Origin of the sequence: Paraburkholderia sp. A3BS-1L (genome assembly GCF_051125215.1) — a bacterium.
Classification (GTDB): Bacteria; Pseudomonadota; Gammaproteobacteria; order Burkholderiales; family Burkholderiaceae; genus Paraburkholderia.
Map to the genome: position 1 here is coordinate 201,815 of NZ_CP120442.1, position 19,944 is coordinate 221,758.

Consider the following 19,944-nt stretch of genomic DNA (forward strand, 5'->3'; position numbering starts at 1 on the left):
ATTACTTACTAACCGGAATTCTCTATAAGACGCGGTAACTTCTGGCATGCAAAATTCAGTCAAAGTAACTACTTCAGGGTGCGTTCGGATGACGTGGGAACGTGGGACGGACGTCCGGCGTATCGATAATCCCGGCAAGATCGGAACGACCACCGGGCAAATTCGCAACCGGGGAAACGTGCACTACCACGGAGTGCGTTGGCAAGATGGCTCTCTCGATTATGTTGCCGAAGACCAACTGGAAGGGGTTTGTGTAATCGCCTCGAAGGATCGATTCGAGCTGATCGAAACAGGTCGCTATGGGCGTTCGGAGGATTTGCGCCGTAGTTTGACGCATGTGCACCTTTCCGGTCGCCTGGCAAATCTCGTGTATTCGATGGGCGTGACCAATACCGATTTCTATCCCCACCAGTACAAGCCGTTGTTAACCTTGCTTGAATCACCGGCCGATGGCTTGTTGATAGCTGACGAAGTTGGTCTTGGCAAAACGATTGAAGCAGGGATTATTTGGACAGAACTGCGCGCGCGCGAAGACATGCGCCGCCTACTGATCGTTTGTCCGGCAGTGCTCCGTGAAAAGTGGCGTGATGAACTGAAGCTTCGATTCGGCATCGACGCGGCTATCGTCGATGCAAGGGCATTGGCGGATGAGCTAGCGCATGCTTCTAGCTCGGGGGCTGCCAAAGCCTGGATAGCAAGTTATCAAGCGCTGCGGCCACCAAAAGGCTGGCGCCCTGGCACTGAGTCCGCTGCCAGAAAAGCTTCTGGACGACTAATTCTGGCAAATTTGCTGGATGAGCGTGGGGAGGAAGAGCCACTGGTGGATCTCGTGGTCTTTGATGAAGCGCATTACATGCGCAACCCAGAGAGTGCAGTACATCACTTAGGGGAAATGCTGCAGAAAGTTTCACATCAGCGAGTTCTCCTGTCGGCGACGCCGATCAATCTGCATAACGATGATTTGTTCCATCTGCTACAGTTGTGTGACCCGGATCACTTTCAATATCCTTCAAACTTCCAGGAGTTATTGGAGGCCAATCAGCCTTTGGTAGCGGCCCGCGATGCCGCACTCAACCCGGCTTCGAGCGCAGCGACAGTCGTTGGGTACATCCGACAGGCTGCCGACAGCGACTTGCTGCGTAACTCTCGTCAGTTAGCGACACTATTAGAAAACCCACCTACCGACGACCTTCTGACTAAATCCGACTATCGTGCCGAACTTGCCGCGAACTTTGAGCGAATCAATTTGCTTGGGCATGTGATTACACGCACACGCAAGCGTGACGTTCAATTGGAGCGTCCACTGCGCAAGGTCCACGCGGAAAAAGTACCCATGACGCCGGTCGAGGATGCCTTCTACACGTACGTGACGCGGGTAACTCGTGAATATGCGTGGCAACGTGGCATTTCTGATGGGTTCTTATTGGCGACGCCTCAACGGCAGGTTTGCAGCTGTCCGGCAGCCTTTGCCCGTGCCTGGCTAGGTGGCGACAGTTCCATGATCGAAGACCTGGCAGACCAGGTCGCAGAGGAATACGAGGAGACAGACGAGGAAGGAGAGCTGGAGGAAATCAGCCTCTCCCTCAAGGAATTCCTGGTGGCTCAACGGCCGCGCGATTTGGACGTGGGCGCCCTTGAGCGAACGGATTCCAAGTTGCAGCGCCTTGTCACTGTGCTGGAAAATTATTTCGCCGAGAACCCCAGTGAGAAGGTGATACTTTTTACTTCGTTCCGAGTGACTGCGCGGTATTTGAGTGAGCGCCTGTCTTCGCTCGATATGCCCAGCAGGCTGCTGTGGGGCAATATGGCGGAATCAAAACAGGACATAATCAACGAGTTCCGCGAGTGCCCGGACCTCCGCGTTCTAGTTGCGACAGAGGTGGCTTCCGAGGGTGTTGACCTGCAGTTCTGCCGCTTGTTAGTAAACTACGATCTGCCATGGAATCCCATGCGCGTGGAGCAGAGGATTGGTCGTATTGACCGCTTGGGACAAAAGGCCCAAGTGATCCACATCTGGAATCTTTTCTATCAGGAAACGATTGACGAGCGGATTTTCAGCCGATTGCTGGCGCGCCTGCGAGTATTCGAGCAAGCCCTCGGCGAGCCGGAGCCAATTATCGGTGAAACCATCAAGCGGTTGGAGTCGAGGCTACTGACCAGCCGGCTGACTCCAGCGCAAGAAGAGGAGGAAATTCAACGCGCAGCTCAAGCGCTAGAGAACGTGCGCGAGCGGCAGGATGAACTCGAGAGGAACGCATCCCAGATGATGGCACACGGCGGTCTGGTGTTAGAGCGCATCGCCGCTGCCCAGGAGCTCGCCCGTCGAGTAACGGAGCGCGATCTAGTCATTTATGTCCAAGACTTTCTGAATCATCACGCACCGGGGCATCAGTTCCAGCAATTGGATACCCCTTACGAGTTTTCGATTCGACTGCCAGCAAGTACTGCGGCAGATTTGGATGACTTTTGTCGGCGAAAGGGTATTGTCGGGCAAACGTTGCTTGGCAACGGACTAACACGGCAATGCCGCTTTCTGAACAACGTCACCAGTCCAAGCAGCAAGGCATGGGAGAGCATCCATCAATTTCATCCCCTTATTCGCTTTGTGAGTGAACGCCTTAAAGAGCTAGACGAGGCATTCTATCCGCTGGTCTCGGTAAGGGTGTCAGCGTCAGATGCTGGGAATACTCCGCCGGGTGACTACATGTTCGCGCTGCGGCGATGGACCTTCAGCGGGGTACGCGATGAGGAGTGGCTGCAGGCCGCCGTGTGTGGACTTGCCGACCGCGTGCCGCTGGGCGACGATCAGGCTGACGCGCTCATCAACCTTGCTCGACTGCAAGGATCGGACTGGCTCGAGGCTCCCAATATCGTGCCGGCGGAGGCGGCGAGCGCCTGCCTTGATGCGTTAGAAATCCACCTCGAAAATGCATATCAGCGTGCGAAGAACCGCAAGCGGGATGAGAACGCCGATCGCCTAATGTTTCAGCTTCGCGGAATCGACCAACACTTGCAACGAAGGCTTCAGACCTTAGAGAGCGTACGAGCACAGCACGCATCTTTGAGTAGGCAAGGACTTGTTCGGGCCACGCAAGGTCGCATTGATAGGCTTCGAGCCGTTATGGGCCTGAAACAAGAGCAGATCCGCCGCAAAGAACGCATGCAACCGGACGATGCGCCGGTATGTGCTGGACTGATTCGCGTCGAATAAGAAGACCGAACAAGGGGGCAGCGCAATGAACGACTGGAAGAGCGCATTACGCGAAATCAAGAGGCGGTCGCCAACTGCAAAAACGAAGGAAGAAAGGCGCGAGCACGGCGCGGATTCCAAACCCAAAAGAATTAGAAATATTGACGCGACAGCCTGGCTCGAGTCTCTCAAAGCTCAAGCCAAGTCCCGGCCACCGCAAACACCAGCAAGCAAGTCGCCGAGCACAGTACTTTCGCAACAGACGTCGGAAGACTCGGCTCGGACGGCTGCTTCGACGCGGACGGACGCAAAGACACCGACGGTTTCCAATAATGCTGATACGAAAAAGAGGAAAGGCGTTCCAGAGAGGCTTGATCAACCCAAGCTCGGCACGCTAACAAGACGATCGTTCTACAAGTCGCCCGAACCTTGGGTTACAGCTGGGGCGCGGAGTCAGTATGCTCAATTGCCAAGCAGCCGGTCGCTGGATATCGTGATCGGACTCGATTTCGGTACCTCATATACGAAGGTCGCCGTGGGTCTTAGAGACCAGATCCTTCCGGTCAGCTGGGAAGGCATATCTGCGACGCCACACGAATATCTTCTGCCAACCGAATACAGCGAGTTGGACGACGGAAGTTGCCATATTGGTCAGGCACCTCTCGTACCTTATGAGAGAGTGCGTCAGCGTCTTAAACAGCCGTTTATCGAACCAGCTGCGTCCAGTGAGTCTATTGCGACGGCTGCTGTATTTGTGGCGCTTATACTTCGCTATGTTCGTGGATGGATTTATCACCACCACGGAGGCAAGATCGGATCAGGCCATATTCGCTGGCTCCTAAACATCGGGGCGCCGAGTAACGGCCTCGAGACGGAGCGCATAAAGGATGCTTACAAGAAACTTGGAGTTTTGGCCTGGTCTCTGAGTCTGGGAGGAACGGATATAAAACTGAAGCAAGCACGAGAAGGGACCTTGGCCGGAAAGCTCCCCGAGCCGGATGATCTGATCGATTTGCAGGTGTTGCCGGAATTCGTAGCTCAAATTGCGAGTTACGTTCAATCGCCGCAGCGAAAGCTGGGCCTTCACGCTCTGGCCGACGTTGGGGGTGGCACCTTCGATCTCGTGACTTTCATCGTTCATGAAAAAAACGAGGAGTCCGTTTTTCCTTTTCTCGTTCCTGAAGTTCGAGTGCTCGGTACACAGATGCTTAACCAGAACAGACTGGTGGGCTCATCACTTCCCGATAACGCAATTCTTCCCGATGAACTTCAGCCTGTGCCCAACGCAAAAGAATATGCTCAATTCAGCGGCCTATCGGAAGATCAGGTTCGCCTACGTGATGAAATCTTCTGGGTAGCGGTGCGTGGCATGGTCGAGCGCGTCTTGTATAAGACCAAGCAGATACGCTACCGTCTATCCGCTGCTTGGCAAGACGGCCTACCAACATTCCTAACGGGTGGCGGCGCAACGGTGAGTGGGTATTCGGCGTCTGTGAAGGCGGGCGGGCAGCATTTGGCGCGAGCGGTTAATTTGATGCACTTGCCTCCACATCCTCGCTTGGCCAATTTTTCAGGCTCGAACGAAGAGTACCACCGAATTTCGGTGGCCTGCGGCTTAGCATTGGATCCCTTTTCACTTGGTCTGATTGTTCCGGCAAAAGACGTGGAGGACGACGTAGCGATCCTCAGGAAGACGATAGAGCGGCCCGATCGCGACGATCTCTATCCGCACTAAAAAGTTCGATCCCACGAGGAGCTGGAAGGCCGACACCTGCTTGAAGCGGGTGTCGGGAAAATGTTACCGCTCGCATGCCCGCCGCAGTGAAGAACATTTTTGCACTCGGACAATGGGGCCCGTTGGAGAGCACAGACTCTCCGAGGATCAGCTCTTTCGTTACCTTCGGCTTTAGGGAATGGCTGTTGGAGCGCGCTCGATCAGGTCGGCCACCTCCGCGTAACGAAGCATCATGTAGTGCTGGTCATGAGGGTGCGCGCACCAAGAGCGGCGAAAGCAACGGTGCCACTAGCCTGTACCCGCGCAGCTGTGAGAGCCAGCGCTCCGGAATGCCGGCAAGGCCAAAGCGGATGCCAGCGAGACCGCCGGCGACCGCCGCCGTCGTGTCCGTATCGTGACCGAACAAGATCGCGCTTCGAATCACCTCCTCGAACGACGAGTCCTCAAGTGCTTGCCTTGCTGACCAGATTGTGTCGATTACGTACCCAGTACCTCTGGGGCGATCAGTTGCGGGGAAGCGTAGCAGCAGGCGAAGCTCGGCGGAAAGCTGCTGTCTTGACGGACAGTCAGGCCACGTTTCATAGACTTCTTGCAATCGCTGACCGGCCCACATCCACGGATCGGCGATTTTCCGCAGATAGCCCCTCGCCACCAGACAATAGAATGCGCATGCAACAAGCGAGCGGGGACAGGCATGAGTCGGCAGCGACTGCAGATGCGCGTCACGCACCAGATCCCCGTCGGTTCCGAAATGCCACAGCGCGAGCGGCAGCACGCGCATTAGCGAACCGTTGCCGTTATCCATCTCGGACGCACCGCCGGATTCGCGCGGCGGCACGCCGTCGACGAGGTTGTGCAGCGCTTCAGCGGTTTGCACGCCAATGTCGAACACATCGCCGTCGACGGCCATGTAGCCTTTGCGCATCCATCGCACGAGCCGTTCCGCGAAGTCGGGCAACGAAAACTTGTCGCGCTCGATCAAGCTGGCAAGCAGGCATAACGCCTGTGCGCCATCGTCAGACCAGGTGCCAACCGGCACACCGGCGTGCGAGCGGCGAAATCCAGCCGGCGGCATCATGTCGATTGCCTCTCGCGCAGGAAGCCTTTCGGGCGGGCGAAACTCGTAACAGACGCCGACCGCGTCGCCGGTCAGCAAGCCTACAAGGCCGCCGAGCGCGGCGTGGTTTTTGTATTGCTGCGCTAGTCCTGCGAAGCTGTTCTCATTGGACAAGTCAATTCTCCCCGTAGGTGGGATTAGACCGTTCCCGATCGCGTCGAGCAATGTCGGTGCGAGTCGGGAAGGGGGACTCAAGTGAGCCGAATTCGGAGGTCACACTACTGACTCCCACGGCAGCTTCAGATCGTCGCGTCCGAAGTGCCCGTACGCGGCGGTCGGATAGTAGATCGGGCGCAGCAGGTCAAGCGTATCGATAATCCCTTGCGGACGAAGGTCGAACTCGCGCGCGAGCTGCGTGGCGATATCGCGTCGCTCGCTTTTTGCAGTCCCGTACGTTTCCACGACGAAGCTGACCGGCTCGGCGACACCTATCGCGTAAGCCAGCTGAACCAGTGCGCGGCTCGCCCAGCCCCGCGCGACGACTTGGCGAGCGAGGAAGCGAGCCATATACGCCGCAGACCGGTCCACCTTGGACGGATCCTTGCCCGAAAACGCACCGCCGCCATGCGGCGCGGCACCCCCGTACGTATCGACGATGATCTTGCGGCCGGTCAGTCCGGCATCGCCCTTCGGGCCACCGGTCACGAAACGTCCCGTCGGGTTGATCAGCGTGCGCAGCGAATCCGAACGCAACGCTTCGGGAATCACCGGCTCGATGATGTACTGCCGGACAGCATCCCGGAGATCATCGAGATCGATGACGTCGTCGTGCTGCGTCGAAAGAACCACCGCCTCGATGACGACCGGGCGTCCGTCGACGTAGCGGAACGTCACCTGCGATTTTGCGTCGGGCTGCAGCCATGGCAACGTGCCCGTCTTTCGCAGTTCGGCCTGACGGCGAACGAGCCGGTGCGCGTAGACGATCGGTGCAGGCATCAACTCGGGCGTCTCATCGGTCGCGTAGCCGAACATCAGTCCTTGGTCGCCGGCTCCCAGTACGCCGTCCGCGCGGTCGACTCCCTGGCTGATGTCTTGCGACTGGCCGTTGAAGCGGATCTGGATCTCGCATTGGTCGGGCGAGATGCCGGTGGCCGCGTCACGGTATCCGGTCTCGCACAGCACACCGCGCACGAGGGACGCCGCGTTTTCCCGCACCGCGTGGAAGTCGTCGATGTGCTTCGTCTTGAATTCACCGGCTACGATCACGCATTGGTCCGCGAGCAGCGTCTCGCAGGCGACGCGCGCCTGCGGGTCTCTGGCGAGGAACGCGTCGAGGATGCGATCGGAAATGCGATCGGCGAGCTTGTCGGGATGGCCTTCCGATACCGACTCCGACGAAAACAGACCGTTGTAAATGGACATAACGTCTCCCGTTTAGCCGCATATGACGAGATGTCGGGGGCGGCAAGCTGGATCAAATCCCCCCGGTCCGATTCCCCGGAGGGTGGTGGACCAACCGTTCCGACGCAACGATGGCGTCTGGTCGATTTATCGCAACAGAATCAGCTGCGGCATTGCATCGATACCTGACCAGACAATGGCGTTCTGGCCATGCTGCTTGCCGACTTGAATGGCATCGTCCAGTGCCAGGCCGAGAGCGAGGAAGCTGGCTTCGCCGTCCCATCCGTTGGTCGGATGCTCGCCGAGGCCATCGATGGTGGTCAGTCCACGCTGCGCGAGCACGCGCGCAAGTTCTTGTTGGCGCGCGGCGTTGACGTCAGCGGGTTGCTCCACGCTGAACGGGTTGCAGGCGGTAACGAATGCGCTGCATTCGACGTCGGCTGCGCGGTGGAGAACGGCCAACGTCGCGTTGGTTTCGCCGATCTTCAACGTGGTGGGGGCGTTGCCCCGCACGTGATAGTGCGTCTCCAAGTAGGCCTGGATCGTATCGCGTGGAATGTCCGAATCTGGAAACAAAAAACCCTCCGATAAAGGAGGGTCGACGCGTTGCCCGCTTGGTTGCTCCTTCAGGAGCCACATCCGCTCTCGCGATCCACCTTGCCCGGGAAGGCAGGTTGGCATGGGCGTCGACCCAATTCAGAATGCGCTGCAATTACAACACGTCGGCCCAAGCCGTGTCAAACAGCACGTTGTTGCAGAAGTAGCGCTGTAAATTAAAGGCTGAGGTGCAGCCATGCATCGGTCTCACGAAAATGCATTGCTATAGCAAGTCGGGGCATGCAGGAGGCTGTTCTACTAGTCTAGGTAACCCGGCCTGGAGTTCGTTTGCGATAACAATTACCGTATCAAAATGATACGCATGGTATCCTGTCCCAAAAATGGCGTGACGCGCGTTCGGCACACGGGCGCGGGCCCAAACTCAGAGTGACGATGACTGATACATCGGGGGTGTCGCAAGCGCAGCGCGAGCGACTGGTATTTCTAGAGCTGCGGGTCTACTTCGCCGGAGAGCTCCGGCGAAGTGATATCGAGGCGCGTTTTGGTATCAAGCCCGCAGCAGCATCTCGTGATCTGAGCGTCTACAGAGAGATCGCCTCGGACAACCTGGCTTACGACGCCGTGGCTCGGTGCTACCGACCTACAGATCGATTCAAGCCCGTCTATGAATTTCGTGCTGAACGTGTGCTGGCTTGGCTGCTGAATGGTTTTGGGGATGGGTTGGAGCTGGGCCTGCGACAGGCCGCCCCATGCGAGGGACCAGGGCAGTTTGTTAGGCCAGATTTGGCGGTGCTGGGCGCGATTACTCGCAGCATTTGCGCCAAGCGCGCCGTGCGTATTAGCTACCAGTCATTATCCAGTCGTGCTCGGCGCCGCGAAATCGTACCAGTCGCTTTAGCTGACAACGGGCTCCGATGGCACGTTCGCGCTTACGACCGCGAGCGTAAGCGCTTCGGTGACTTTGTCCTTACCCGCATCTCGAACGTTCAACTGATCGATGACCCTGTCGACGAAGGCGAGTTGATCGGCGCCGACGAACAATGGGCTCGGATCGTGGAAATGGAGCTGGTGCCGCACCCAGGCATCGCCCATCCGAAGGCGATCGAAGCCGATTACGGCATGTTGGATGGGGTCTTGCGCGTTAAGGCGCGGGCCGCCCTCGCCGGGTACGTGCTAAGGCGTTGGGTAGTCGACACAAGCCCAGACCATCGGCTTGATCCCATTGTTCACCATCTTTGGTTACGAAATACGCAAACGCTTTATGGGGTTGAGAGTGCGGCCTTGGCCCCAGGCGCGGCTGAATGCATTACAGAAGAGGATGTTGCATGATGCGAAAAGTTATTTTCGTTAGTGCCGCGCCTGTGAACAATGATTTTGTTCGTTGGCATGGTCCGAAGTTCGAATTTGCCGGCCACAAGTTTGGCACGACCTCGGCCGCCGCAAGGGTGGCGACCACTTCTGGGACAAATTGAGTTGGCCACCCTATGCTTCGCCGACTCGGTTGAAGAGATCCTGACAGCGGCTCCGCGCAGAGAAGAACTGTCGCCGCTTCCGTTCCACTATTACATTTGACCAACCGTCGAAACACGGGCAAAGACGAGGGGAAAAAACATGCTTGGATTGCAACTTCGGGAAGAGTTTCGGGGAACTCGCCTCCGAGGTACCACTATTGACTTCACAAACGACGCAAAGACTGGTGCGTTGGACATGGCCGCGCAGGATTTCCTCCGGATCACTTACCCGTCTGTGGACTTGATCAAGACTATTAAGGCCGCAGCGCCTGGATCTAACCGGGCGGTGGTGCTTATTGGCGACAAGGGGCAGGGCAAGTCGCACCTGATGGCAGCGCTTTGCCATATGCTGACTGATCCTGTCGCAGGAGAGGCCTGGCTCAAGGATTGGGCTGGAAAGCTTGGTCGGCCGGAGCTTGCAGACATTGGCTTGCAAAGTGCCCGGTATGTCATCGCTGAGCCATTGCACGAGCGCCGCTTCGCCTACCTCTGGGACTTGCTGTTCAAGCGGCATCCGGCTGGCGAATACGCTCGCGGCGTATGGGTTGGGCAGAAGACAGAGGTCCCTGGCAAGGACATCTTGGTCGAGATGTTCAAGCAGAAACCCTGCGCACTACTGCTCGACGAGTTTCAAACCTGGTTTGACGGTTTGAGCGATGCACAGGAGCCGCGTCAGGTTTGGGCCTTCAACTTCATTCAGATACTCTCTGAAATCGCAGAGAACAACCCCGAGCTATTAACTCTCGTGGTGTCTGTCCGCGAGGGCAGCTCTAATGCGGCCCAGCAGCTTTTCCGAGTCAACCCAGTGCGAGTCGACTTTAAGGGTGAGCAGGCGCAGCATGACCGCCGCAGGCTTCTGCTCTATCGGATCTTCGAGAACCGCATCAATATCCCAGAAGACCAGGTTGGTCCCCTAGTGGAGCTGCACGTTTCCGAATATATGCGGCTTGGACAGCGTCCAGCCTCCGAAAGCGACAAGCATCGCGCGCGCTTCGTAGAAGCTTGGCCTTTCTCGCCGGAGCTTTTGCAACTTCTCGACGATGAAGTGATTTTCGCGGTCAAGGCCCAAGGTACGCGCGACCTCGTGCGCATCTTGGTGGAGCTTTACAAGGCCGCTGGCGACAAGGTTCCGGTCATCACACCCGCCGACTTCGATTTGACGGGCGAAGAGAAAGGTAGTGCTGCCGCGCTGATCGATAACGTCGGCATTGATCACCACAAGCAACTTAGGGACCGCGCGCTCCGCAACCTTACTGCGGTCGAAATGGCCTTAGGCGGCGACCTCAGTTCGGTTCCACATCTGCGCGAGATCATCACGTCACTCTGGCTGCGTTCGCTCTCCTTGGACAACCAGCGGGTCGGAGCAGATCCCGAGACCCTTCAGGTCGATGTCACGCGCTCGGCGAAGGTCGACGACAATGCCTTCCAGGCCGAACTGGCCACGATTGAGAGCAACAGCTACAACATTCACCCCATGGGTTCGCGGTTGGTGTTCAAGCTTGAGGAGAACGCGCGCACCCGGCTGATGGCCCACGCCCGCAACGACAAGCTCTTTCAGAACGGCGAGGACATCGACTTCCTGGCAGCGGAGGTCCGTCACGCGATCGGCGGGGATATCCAGGTGAGCGGCCTCTATCGGACCATCGTGTTGAAGCGCGAGTGGTTCCGCACCCCCTGGGAGGAAATCGACGAATCCTTACGTCCCAACGCCTGGGACGGCAAGATCCCGCTGATCATCCTGCCGGAGTACCCGTCCAACCTCAACGCCACATTGGGAACCTGGCTAAAGAAGCATCTGGGTGTCGGCCGCAACACCGTGCGCTTTCTCCTTCCGAAGAAAGGCAGCGACAGCTCGTCGTCGATCTACCTTGACAAGGAACTGATGCTTGACGCGCGCGCCGCGTACCTCGCCAAGGCGTGGTCGAAAAATGAGCCCAGCTACAAGGCGCTGTCCACGGAATTTTTAGGCACTCTCAAGCTGAAGATCTCCGAGCGCTTTGACCGCTTCGCGATCCTGGCGGTATGGAACCACGAGGATTCGTCCAAGTGTACGTTCCATATCGAGACGCACGGAACAAAGGGCGACAAGATTCCGCCAGCTATCCAAGAAAAGATCAAACAGAACCTTTTCGTCGACGAGGATTTCGATGAGATGGTTGTCAGCTTCGCAGAGAAAAACCTCTCGATGGCAAAGCTTCTAGCCGAGCTGCGCGAGCCTCGCGGCGGCGGCAAGGATTGCATCCCGTGGCTCGGCGAAGCTGAGGCAAAAGATTCGATTCTGGCTGTGTGTGCGGAGGGCAAGATTGCCATCCACGTTAGGGGATTGAAGACCTTGCAGCTTGTGCCGGGCGAGTCGACAGAACTGGCCTTGAAGCGCATGAAGCGCGACTTCGATGTATCGGGCAAGCAGCTCGAAGAAACGACGTTGTCGAAGCCCGGGGCTATGCCTGCCAGCGCTGGTCAATCGCCCGCAGCCGCTCCAGCTGCTGTCATTCCAGGACTGCCGGGCATTCCCCCGATTCCGGGCGTGCCCGCTCCGGCTCCTGGCGGGGGGGGCATTCTGAATCCTTTCGGCGCGCCGGCCACCGTTCCTGGCGCGTCCACCGCGCAGATCACCACAAAGCTAACGGCCGAGCCGACTTCCGGGCTCAACTTGCTGAGCAAGGTGGTTGATGGATGGGGGGTTGGAACCGCCACGACTGTTCGCAATGTCTCGATCAAGGTCGATAAGCTCACTGGGGCCCAGCTACAGCACCTGATCAGGGCCTTGCCGGACGGGCTGTCCTACGGGCTCGAAGCCGACAAGGAGGAATCCTGATGAACCTTGATCACAATCGATTGGGAGAGTTTCTCTTATCCGATCCTCAGCAAGCGTGGGATCAGGTGTTCAGTGAGCTATGGACTTCCATGAGCTCTGAGATCGAGGGAGATGCGGCTTCCGAGGTGGTCCGACGTGACAAGGAAGTTGAAGGCCTCGACCTGCTGCTTTCAAGCGCGGCTTGGGATCTGTGGTCGAGCTTCGAAGATTGCGCGCCGAAGACTTCCAACGCTTTAATCGAGTTCTGGGAAACTGCTCCAGGCTCAAAGGCGGTCCTGATTCTCGATGCACTATCGCTGCGTGAGACACCTTGGCTGTTGGAACAAGCGTCAAAGCGTGGCTACAACATTCATCGCGCTGTGCCGACAGCCTCCGCGCTGCCCAGTGACACTACAAGCTTCGCTCGTCAACTGGGATTGCAGCAGCGAGCATCGATCGAGAAAGGCGAAATCGGCTCGCTGAAGTTGACCGGAGCGGCTGCGGTCCTCTTCAAGCAGCACTGGATCGAGTGCGCGGACACGTTGCCTAATAGCCCGAATTTGCTGGTCTGGCATGAATGGCCTGATTCCATCATGCATGAGCTTTCCGGTCCGGGCCCAGGGTTGCACCAGCTCGCTGAAGATGTGAGGGCGGTCCTCACCAGCGACGACTTTTGGAAATTCATCGACCGCCTTGCGCAAGGCCGACGACTTGTCATTACCGGCGATCACGGCTACGCAGCGTCGGGGCAGTTCAGCGACGTCCACGACGCCCAGCAGAAGGAGTATTTCCAGAAGTTCTATGGCGCAGAGCGCTTCGCCGCAAGCACAGATCAGTCCACTTCCAATTGGCTGCCGCCAGTTGATTTGGCACTGACTACCTCGCGTGGAAATTACCGTTTTACGCTCGGAAGGCGCGCCTGGAGCGTCCAAGGTGGGCGAAAAAATCTATCCCATGGCGGCATCTCCTTGTTGGAAGTTGCTGTTCCATTCATTGAGCTCTCAAAGGCTCTGTAAGGGTAAGCATGGCAACTGCAAAGCAAAACAAATCGGAGCTCCAAGCGGAGCAGGTCGCGGCATTAGTGGGGACCGGCAGGGCCGTAGCGCTTGATACTGTCGACTTTAATGACCCGAACCGCCCCAAAACTTGCTTGGAAGTGGATTTTCCGATTCTTCCCGTAAATCAGGTTGCGGCTGTGGAGGGGAATGCTGGAAAGCCGATCTACCAGATGTCGAAGTGGTGGGCGCGTAGGCGTTCGAGCGTCTTTCGCTCGATGCTCATCGCTGCAGCCGCGAAAGCACCAGAGGATGAGCTGGATACTGCCAAAATGGTCTGGGATGCGTATTACGCAAACCATCAGCGAAAGGGTGCTTTCAAGAATTTGAAGGTCGCTGAGATCTTCATGGGCGGAGGCACGACAGTCGTCGAAGGGGCTCGCCTCGGCATGCAGATCACCGCGAACGACCTGAATCCCGTTGCTTGGTTTGTAGTCAAGAACGAGATGGCGAGACCTGATCTCACCGAGCTGAACGGACTGTTTGGGGCAATTGAGGCGGCGGTCAAGCCGCAGATTACACCGTTCTACGCGACGACATGCCCGAGAGGACACGCTGGCAAATGGATTCACAAGTCTAGCGGCGAGGCCATGTCAATCGGGTTTGATCCGTTGAGCCTTTCCAGCCAAGATCGAAGCTCGTACAGTTACGAGGGCCCCGAAGTAATCTATACCTTCTGGGCGAAGCACGGTCCGTGTTTGGGTGCGGATTGTGGCCACCGCACGCCGATCATGACTTCTCCTGTCGTTGCGGTCAAAGAGATTTCAGTAAAGACGTGGCCTTACGCGTGTTCCTGCGGTCATGAGTTCAGGGTCGAGCGAGACGAAGCGCGCATGGCTCCTGGCGTGCCGTTGTATGTTTCACCGTCCGAAGTAGCGTATGCCGTGATGGATAGCGAAGGGGCATTTGCCTGTCCGAAATGCGGGCAGCAACATTGCGACCTTAAGGCGAAGATCGACGGTCAGTCTATCAACCTCGGCAAGGGGAAAAACGAAAAGGTTGCGCTTACGTTGTTCGTGCATCCAGATTGGCTTAAAGGCGCTCCCGCTGTCGATGCCAATGGTGTCCCCTTCGGAGGGAGCGCGGGGGACGATCCCGAATCAACACGTCGGTGGAATAACGCACGACAGTCGACGTTGCGGCTGCTGGAAGTCCGAGGGCTTGTGCCAGAGACCGTCACGTGCCCTGCCAGTGGCGTTTCTTTTGATCCCTCGAAAGGGACCGTCCCTAAGAAATCGACGTTTGCTTGCCATGAGCCGACGTGTGGTCGCGCCAATGACGTTCTTGAGGCAGTTAAGGCCACAGGGAAAACTGGGCCTGTAGCCGCGTATGCGCAGCAATGCTATTGCCCGGAGTGCGACAAAGAGGGGCGCTTGTACGGAGGGCGCTACTTTGATTTACCAAACATCGAAGCCCTCAATCAAGCGAACGAAGAATGGGCTGAGCGCAAAGATGGTGATCTGGCCGGATTGTGGCCTACTTCTGAACTTCCATACGGCTTTATGACCCACCACCTTCAAGGTGGCGTTCCCAACCACGGCTTCACGCATTGGTGGACGATGTTCAATTCGAGGCAATTGCTAGTTTTGTCTCAATTGCTCAAGGCGTGTCTCGATGCTGGGACGGCATCTTGGGAAACGCGAGAGTTGGCTGTTGGCGCTTTTCAACAGTATTTGCGCAACCAGAATATGTTCTGCTTTTGGGATCGCGAATATGACAAGCTCGTGCCGCACATGAGCAACAACAATTACCATCCTAAGAATAACATCGTCGAAAACTCGGTGTTTCCAGTTCTGGGGCGCGGAAATTGGGAGTCCTGCGCCGAAGGTGTCGTTGAGGCAATGGAGTGGGCGTCAGATCCGTGGGAACTGGTCGCGACGCCAGATATTGCAGCGCGGGATCCGGCGTTCGCCAAGCAGCTGAAGGGCAAGAGCGAAAAAACGAAACCGGGCGATCCGATCGCAAACGCAGCGGCGATCTATTGTGGATCGTCGACTGATCTATCAAGCATCGGTGACGCCACACATGACTTGGTCATTACAGATCCACCGTTCGGAGGCCTGCTGCACTATTCAGAGTTAGCTGACTTCTTCTATGTTTGGATGAGGCTCGCACTCAAGGACAAGTACCCTGAGTACTTCGGCCCCGAATACACGCCAAAGACCCTGGAAGCGGTTTCTAACAAAGCGCGACACCCCGAGGATGCAGACGCATTTTACGAGCGGCTATTGACAGCTTGCTGGCGTGAGGCGAATCGCATTCTGAAGCCAGGTGGATTGCTAGCGTTCACGTTCCATCATAGTGAGGATGAACCTTGGGTCGGTGTGCTCAAGAGCTTATTCGACGCCGGCTTTTATCTGGAGGCGACCTATCCGATTCGCAGCGATGAAACGAAGGGCGAGGGAGAGTTCGGCTCGAAGACAATTGAATACGACATCATCCACGTTTGCCGAAAGCGCGTGGACGATCCCACGCCGATCAGCTGGGCAAAGCTGCGCCGGAAGATCGTCGATGATGTACGCGACTTGCAAGGACTGTTGGAACAGCACCAGGCTAGCGGCCTTCCCCGAGCCGATCTTGAAGTGATCCGCCGCGGCAAGGCGCTTGAATACTACTCGCGTCACTACGGCCATGTTTACGTGGAAAAGGGCCGCGAGTTCACGCTACTGGAAGCCCTAGCCGGTATCCACCAGCTTCTCGACGACGAGCGCGATGAGGCTGGGGTTGCTCCGCCAGTTCTTGCAGAGGTGCACACCCGCCTTTTCCTGCGCATCTTCGACCGAGCCAAGAGCGTCGATCGCAACGACATGGTCAAGTATCTACGCGGCACCGGAACTGCTCCATCGATTTTCGAGGGTTACGGTTGGTGCAAAGAGGAGAAGAAGATCTATCACCTCTGCGATCCACTGGAATTCGCGAAGAGCTGGCGTGGCAAGCATCGGAGGGGTATGTCGCGGGATCTTGACCAAGCACTTTTTTTGGTGGGAGCCTGCTTTCCAAACAGTGGCATTTCGGTCGGTGAAACGCTTAACAATCCCAATTTCGAACCGCATCCGGCTGTACCGGACCTGCTTAGTTGGATGGCGACTCGCGGCGCCACATCGGAAATCCAGAGTTCGGCCAAGATTGCTAAACAGCTCTATGCAAAATGGCTGGGTGAAAACAAGTCTCGCGCTGAAGCGGCCCAGGAGCAATTTGATCTGTTCGGGGAGGTAGCATGAAGAATGCGCCGATGGAAATTGACGTATGGAAACGTCAAGGACACTCTCTACTCTGGGACGTAGAAGCTCTTGCCTCCTTCTGCAAGCCCGAACAGGCTATTAGTGTCAGGCAATTCGTGCGGCTGGCGGCCGCCAAGTGGGCTGGTGTCGACAACCTGCTAGTAAAGGAGAGAGCGTTGGTGGTGGCTGGCCTCGAGGCCAGTATTGACGCGCTCGAGCCTGACGAAGCTCTAACATGGCTCGACCAAGAGGTTTATCCCGCTGTGACTGGCTTTCAGCGTGAGGTCGCTTTTGGAGGCAGCGAAGCAGCACTGATCTTCTGGTTCGCTGACAGCCGCCGCTTTGAGTACCGACCGGCTGCGGAAGCTGCGTTTTGGAAATGCTCGTCCGCCCATGGGCGCAAGGAGATCGACCTCGGGCGTCGACTCTGGAATGGATCAGAGCCCAATAGCCAAGAGATCCGTTCGAAAACGTTGGGCCACTCCCGATTCGCCGGCTACTATCTTCAGCGGATTTCTTAATGGCGGCAACTCAGGAATCAATGCCGAATTTGAATCTAGGCCAGCGGGTGAGGCATCCGCAGTTTGGAGACGGTGTGGTTGTTGGCGCACCAGCCGAAGGCTTCGTTCGGGTCTTCTTTCAGGTCGGCGAGCGGCAAGTTCCCGCGAGCGCGCTTTCCGAGGCGCTAGCGTGGGCGCAGCGCGTGGTTGATTCAGTCAAGGAAGGTAAGAACCGAGCCCGGGATGCTTGGCTTGCGTGGCAGGCGCAGGCACTCCCACTGATGGATAGCGCGGCCGTACTCACGTCGGCCAAGATCGATCTTCTGCCCCATCAGGTAGTCCTGACCCATAGAGTCACGACAACTGCTCCCAGACGCTTCCTTGTTGCCGACGAAGTGGGGTTGGGCAAGACGATCGAAACCGCATTGATCCTTCGTGAGCTCGCTAGCCGAGGCGAATTAAAGCGTGCGTTGATGGTGGTGCCCGCTGGCTTAGTCAACAATTGGCATCGCGAGCTTAACGAAGTCTTCAACCTCAACTTCGAGGTCTTCGGCGCTGAGGGAGATGTCACTGACCGCAAGTCCAACGCCTTCGCGAAGCACGACCGGCTCATCGCGAGCATCGACACGCTTAAGCGCAAGGCGAGGATTCAGAAGCTCGAAGAGGCTCCTCGCTGGGATTTGGTGGTCTTTGACGAAGCCCATCATCTAACTGCGTACCGATCAGGCGGGAAGGTCAAGAAAACTGAGAACTATAAGCTCGCAGAGGTCTTGCGGGATCGCGCGCGCGATTTGTTGCTGCTTTCCGCAACTCCGCACCAAGGCGATCACTTTCGCTTCTGGATGCTAATTCAGCTCCTGGACTCGACGCTCTTCAACTCGCCAGAAGAGATGGTCGAGCAGCGCCACCGGCTCAATGCAGTAGTGGTCCGACGTACGAAAGCCGACGCATGTTGCCCTGATGGCTCGCCTCTTTTCGCCCGTCGCTGGGTACATACGGAATCGTTCACGATGGGGGAAGGTGAGAGGCTCTTCTATCAAGGCCTCAATGAATACCTGCAAGATGGTTTCGCCTTAGCGAAGCGCCAAGGCAACAAGGGTATGGCGTTGGGCTTTGTCATGACGATCTTTCAGAAGATCGCCGCTTCAAGCTTTGCCGCAGTCGCTCGAACCCTCCGCCGCAGGCTTATAGCACTGACGGTCCACGAAGCACTGGTGCACGACGAGAACCGCGACATTGATCGTCGTGATGACGCTTTGCGAGAAGCGCGGGAGATGATTAGGTCGGAGCTCGGGCTTGGTCAAGATCGTCTCGCTGACATCGAGGTGGACCGGGCTCTTGGCGACATCCAGCGAAAACTGCTAAAGAATCTCGATGAGGAGGCGCTCGGCTACGGAGCACAAGTCTCGGACGAGGTGTCAATGGCAGCAGCTGAGGAATCTGCGGTCTCGTCTGTGGACCTGGCTCTTCCTGAAGAGCGCTTGCGAATTAGGGATCTGCTTGCTCGTTTCCCGCAAGAGCTCGAAACGAAGGTTCAGAAGCTCTTGATGGCTCTAGGGACACTGTGGCGTCAGGATCCCAGCGAGAGGGTGGTGATATTCGCGACGTACCTTGGAAGTGTCGAGATGCTCGGCCAAATGATCGAGCGTGAATATCCAGGGCAAGGCGTGGTGGTGCTCAAAGGTGGCGACCACGGGAGCAAAGCGGCGGCCGAGAAGCGCTTTAAGCAGTCGAATGGTCCTCGGGTGATGATCTGCACTGCCGCAGGCCGCGAGGGTTTGAACATGCAACACGCGCGAATCCTCTTCAACTTCGACCTCCCATGGAACCCGATGGACATGGAGCAACGCATCGGGCGTATTCATCGCTACGGGCAAAAGCATACTGCCCAGATCTACAACTTGGTGCTCTCCGATACGATCGAAGGAAGGATCTTCCTGCTGCTCGACGACAAGCTAAACGAGATTGCGAAGACCCTAGGCAAGGTCGATGAACGCGGCGAAGTTGCCGAGGATCTCCGCGCGCAGATACTTGGCCAGCTCTCAGAGCGCCTTAGCTATGACAAGCTCTATGCCGAAGCGTTGAGCGATCCAGAGCTCAAACGTACGAAAGTGGAGCTTGAGGCAGCCATGAGCAATGCTTCCCAGGCCCAGGCTGTGGTCTTCGAGCTCTTCCAAGATCTGGGTGGCTTCAACATCGACGATTACAAGCCACTGTCTGACACGGCTGCGGGCCTCGGTGCTTTGGAGCGCTTTATGAAGGCAGCGTTGGAGGCCGACGGCAAGAAGTTCGAGCGAGACGGGACCGGCGCCTGGCACGCGATCGACCGAGACCGACGCGTCGAAGCTCGCTTTGTCTCTGATAGAGACACGGCGGTGGCTGACGATTCATTGTCGCTTCTTGGCATCGACCATCCAATGATGGAGGCTTACCTCTCGCAATACCACGCGGCACCGGCGGAGTCGCTCGGCATTTCAGTAAAGGCCCCGGATGGCAAACCTGGGATCCTTTCACTGTGGCGTGTCGTGGCGACGGATGAAAAGCATCGCCAGCGGGCTTTGACACTCGCTTTGGCTATCGATCCAGATGGCAGGCGCAGCCCGTTGATGGAACACGTCCCTGAGCGGTATTTCGAAGCGGAGCCTTTGGGATCACGAATGACCCGAAACGAAGCATTGCTTGCTCTCACCAAGACCATCGAGCCGATGCTTCATCGCGACTTGGCTCATCGCGGAATCGCCAAGGAAGGCCAAGCATATGAAACTCAGCTGATTGGCTGGGTAGAGGCTTCGTGAAATTGGAAGGAGAACAGGGGTGGCGGCATCGAACGACCCGCAAGCAATTCTTGATTCGGTAGAGCTATTGAAGGCGTTGCCGCCTCCCCCGACCTACGCCGATGGTGATCGATGAATCGCTGGC

11 protein-coding genes and 1 riboswitch are annotated in these 19,944 nt (G+C 57.2%); of the genes, 8 read left to right on the forward strand and 3 right to left on the reverse strand.

Going from position 1 to position 19,944, the window contains the following annotated elements:
* The first annotated feature begins 88 nt into the window (after positions 1-88).
* Positions 89-3,211 (forward strand): SNF2-related protein, encoded by a 3,123-nt coding sequence (locus P5W99_RS00910; RefSeq protein WP_434661523.1) that lies wholly within the window; start codon positions 89-91, stop codon positions 3,209-3,211.
* A 25-nt stretch (positions 3,212-3,236) separates the two neighbouring features.
* Positions 3,237-4,925, forward strand: coding sequence for a hypothetical protein (locus P5W99_RS00915; RefSeq protein ID WP_434661525.1), 1,689 nt, complete (start codon positions 3,237-3,239; stop codon positions 4,923-4,925).
* Positions 4,926-5,169: 244 nt separating this feature from the next.
* On the opposite strand, the gene P5W99_RS00920 is transcribed toward P5W99_RS00915, so the two are convergent.
* From P5W99_RS00920 to P5W99_RS00930, 3 genes are all read right to left on the reverse strand, one after another.
* Positions 5,170-6,156 carry an ADP-ribosylglycohydrolase family protein gene (locus tag P5W99_RS00920; protein ID WP_434661527.1) on the reverse strand — a complete coding sequence of 329 codons (987 nt, stop codon included), beginning with the start codon at positions 6,154-6,156 and terminating at the stop codon, positions 5,170-5,172.
* A 99-nt stretch (positions 6,157-6,255) separates the two neighbouring features.
* A complete protein-coding gene (metK, locus tag P5W99_RS00925; protein ID WP_434661529.1) occupies positions 6,256-7,404 on the reverse strand; it encodes a methionine adenosyltransferase in 1,149 nt (382 codons plus the stop codon).
* Between the two features lie 126 nt (positions 7,405-7,530).
* Positions 7,531-8,022 (reverse strand): DUF3293 domain-containing protein, encoded by a 492-nt coding sequence (locus P5W99_RS00930; RefSeq protein ID WP_434661530.1) that lies wholly within the window; start codon positions 8,020-8,022, stop codon positions 7,531-7,533.
* Positions 7,988-8,093, reverse strand: a riboswitch (SAM-I-IV-variant riboswitch). It overlaps the preceding gene by 35 nt.
* Positions 8,094-8,373: 280 nt before the next feature.
* Here P5W99_RS00930 and P5W99_RS00935 point away from each other — a divergent pair.
* The 6 genes from P5W99_RS00935 (at position 8,374) to P5W99_RS00960 (ending at position 19,820) form a co-directional block, all read left to right on the forward strand.
* The gene (locus tag P5W99_RS00935) at positions 8,374-9,270 is read left to right on the forward strand and encodes a WYL domain-containing protein (RefSeq protein ID WP_434661532.1); all 897 of its coding nucleotides are present in this window, start codon (positions 8,374-8,376) and stop codon (positions 9,268-9,270) included.
* A gap of 378 nt (positions 9,271-9,648) precedes the next feature.
* Positions 9,649-12,270 carry a DUF499 domain-containing protein gene (locus P5W99_RS00940; RefSeq protein WP_434661533.1) on the forward strand — a complete coding sequence of 874 codons (2,622 nt, stop codon included), beginning with the start codon at positions 9,649-9,651 and terminating at the stop codon, positions 12,268-12,270.
* Entirely contained in the window at positions 12,270-13,265 is a 996-nt protein-coding gene (locus P5W99_RS00945) for a hypothetical protein (protein ID WP_434661535.1), read from the forward strand. The genes P5W99_RS00940 and P5W99_RS00945 overlap by 1 nt, the downstream gene beginning before the upstream one ends.
* 8 nt (positions 13,266-13,273) lie before the next feature.
* Positions 13,274-16,525 carry a DUF1156 domain-containing protein gene (locus P5W99_RS00950; RefSeq protein ID WP_434661537.1) on the forward strand — a complete coding sequence of 1,084 codons (3,252 nt, stop codon included), beginning with the start codon at positions 13,274-13,276 and terminating at the stop codon, positions 16,523-16,525.
* Positions 16,522-17,046, forward strand: a complete 525-nt coding sequence (locus P5W99_RS00955; protein WP_434661539.1) for a hypothetical protein — start codon at positions 16,522-16,524, stop codon at positions 17,044-17,046. The genes P5W99_RS00950 and P5W99_RS00955 overlap by 4 nt, the downstream gene beginning before the upstream one ends.
* Complete coding sequence (locus tag P5W99_RS00960) at positions 17,046-19,820, forward strand: DEAD/DEAH box helicase (RefSeq protein ID WP_434661541.1); 2,775 nt, start codon at positions 17,046-17,048, stop codon at positions 19,818-19,820. The genes P5W99_RS00955 and P5W99_RS00960 overlap by 1 nt, the downstream gene beginning before the upstream one ends.
* Positions 19,821-19,944 lie beyond the last annotated feature (124 nt).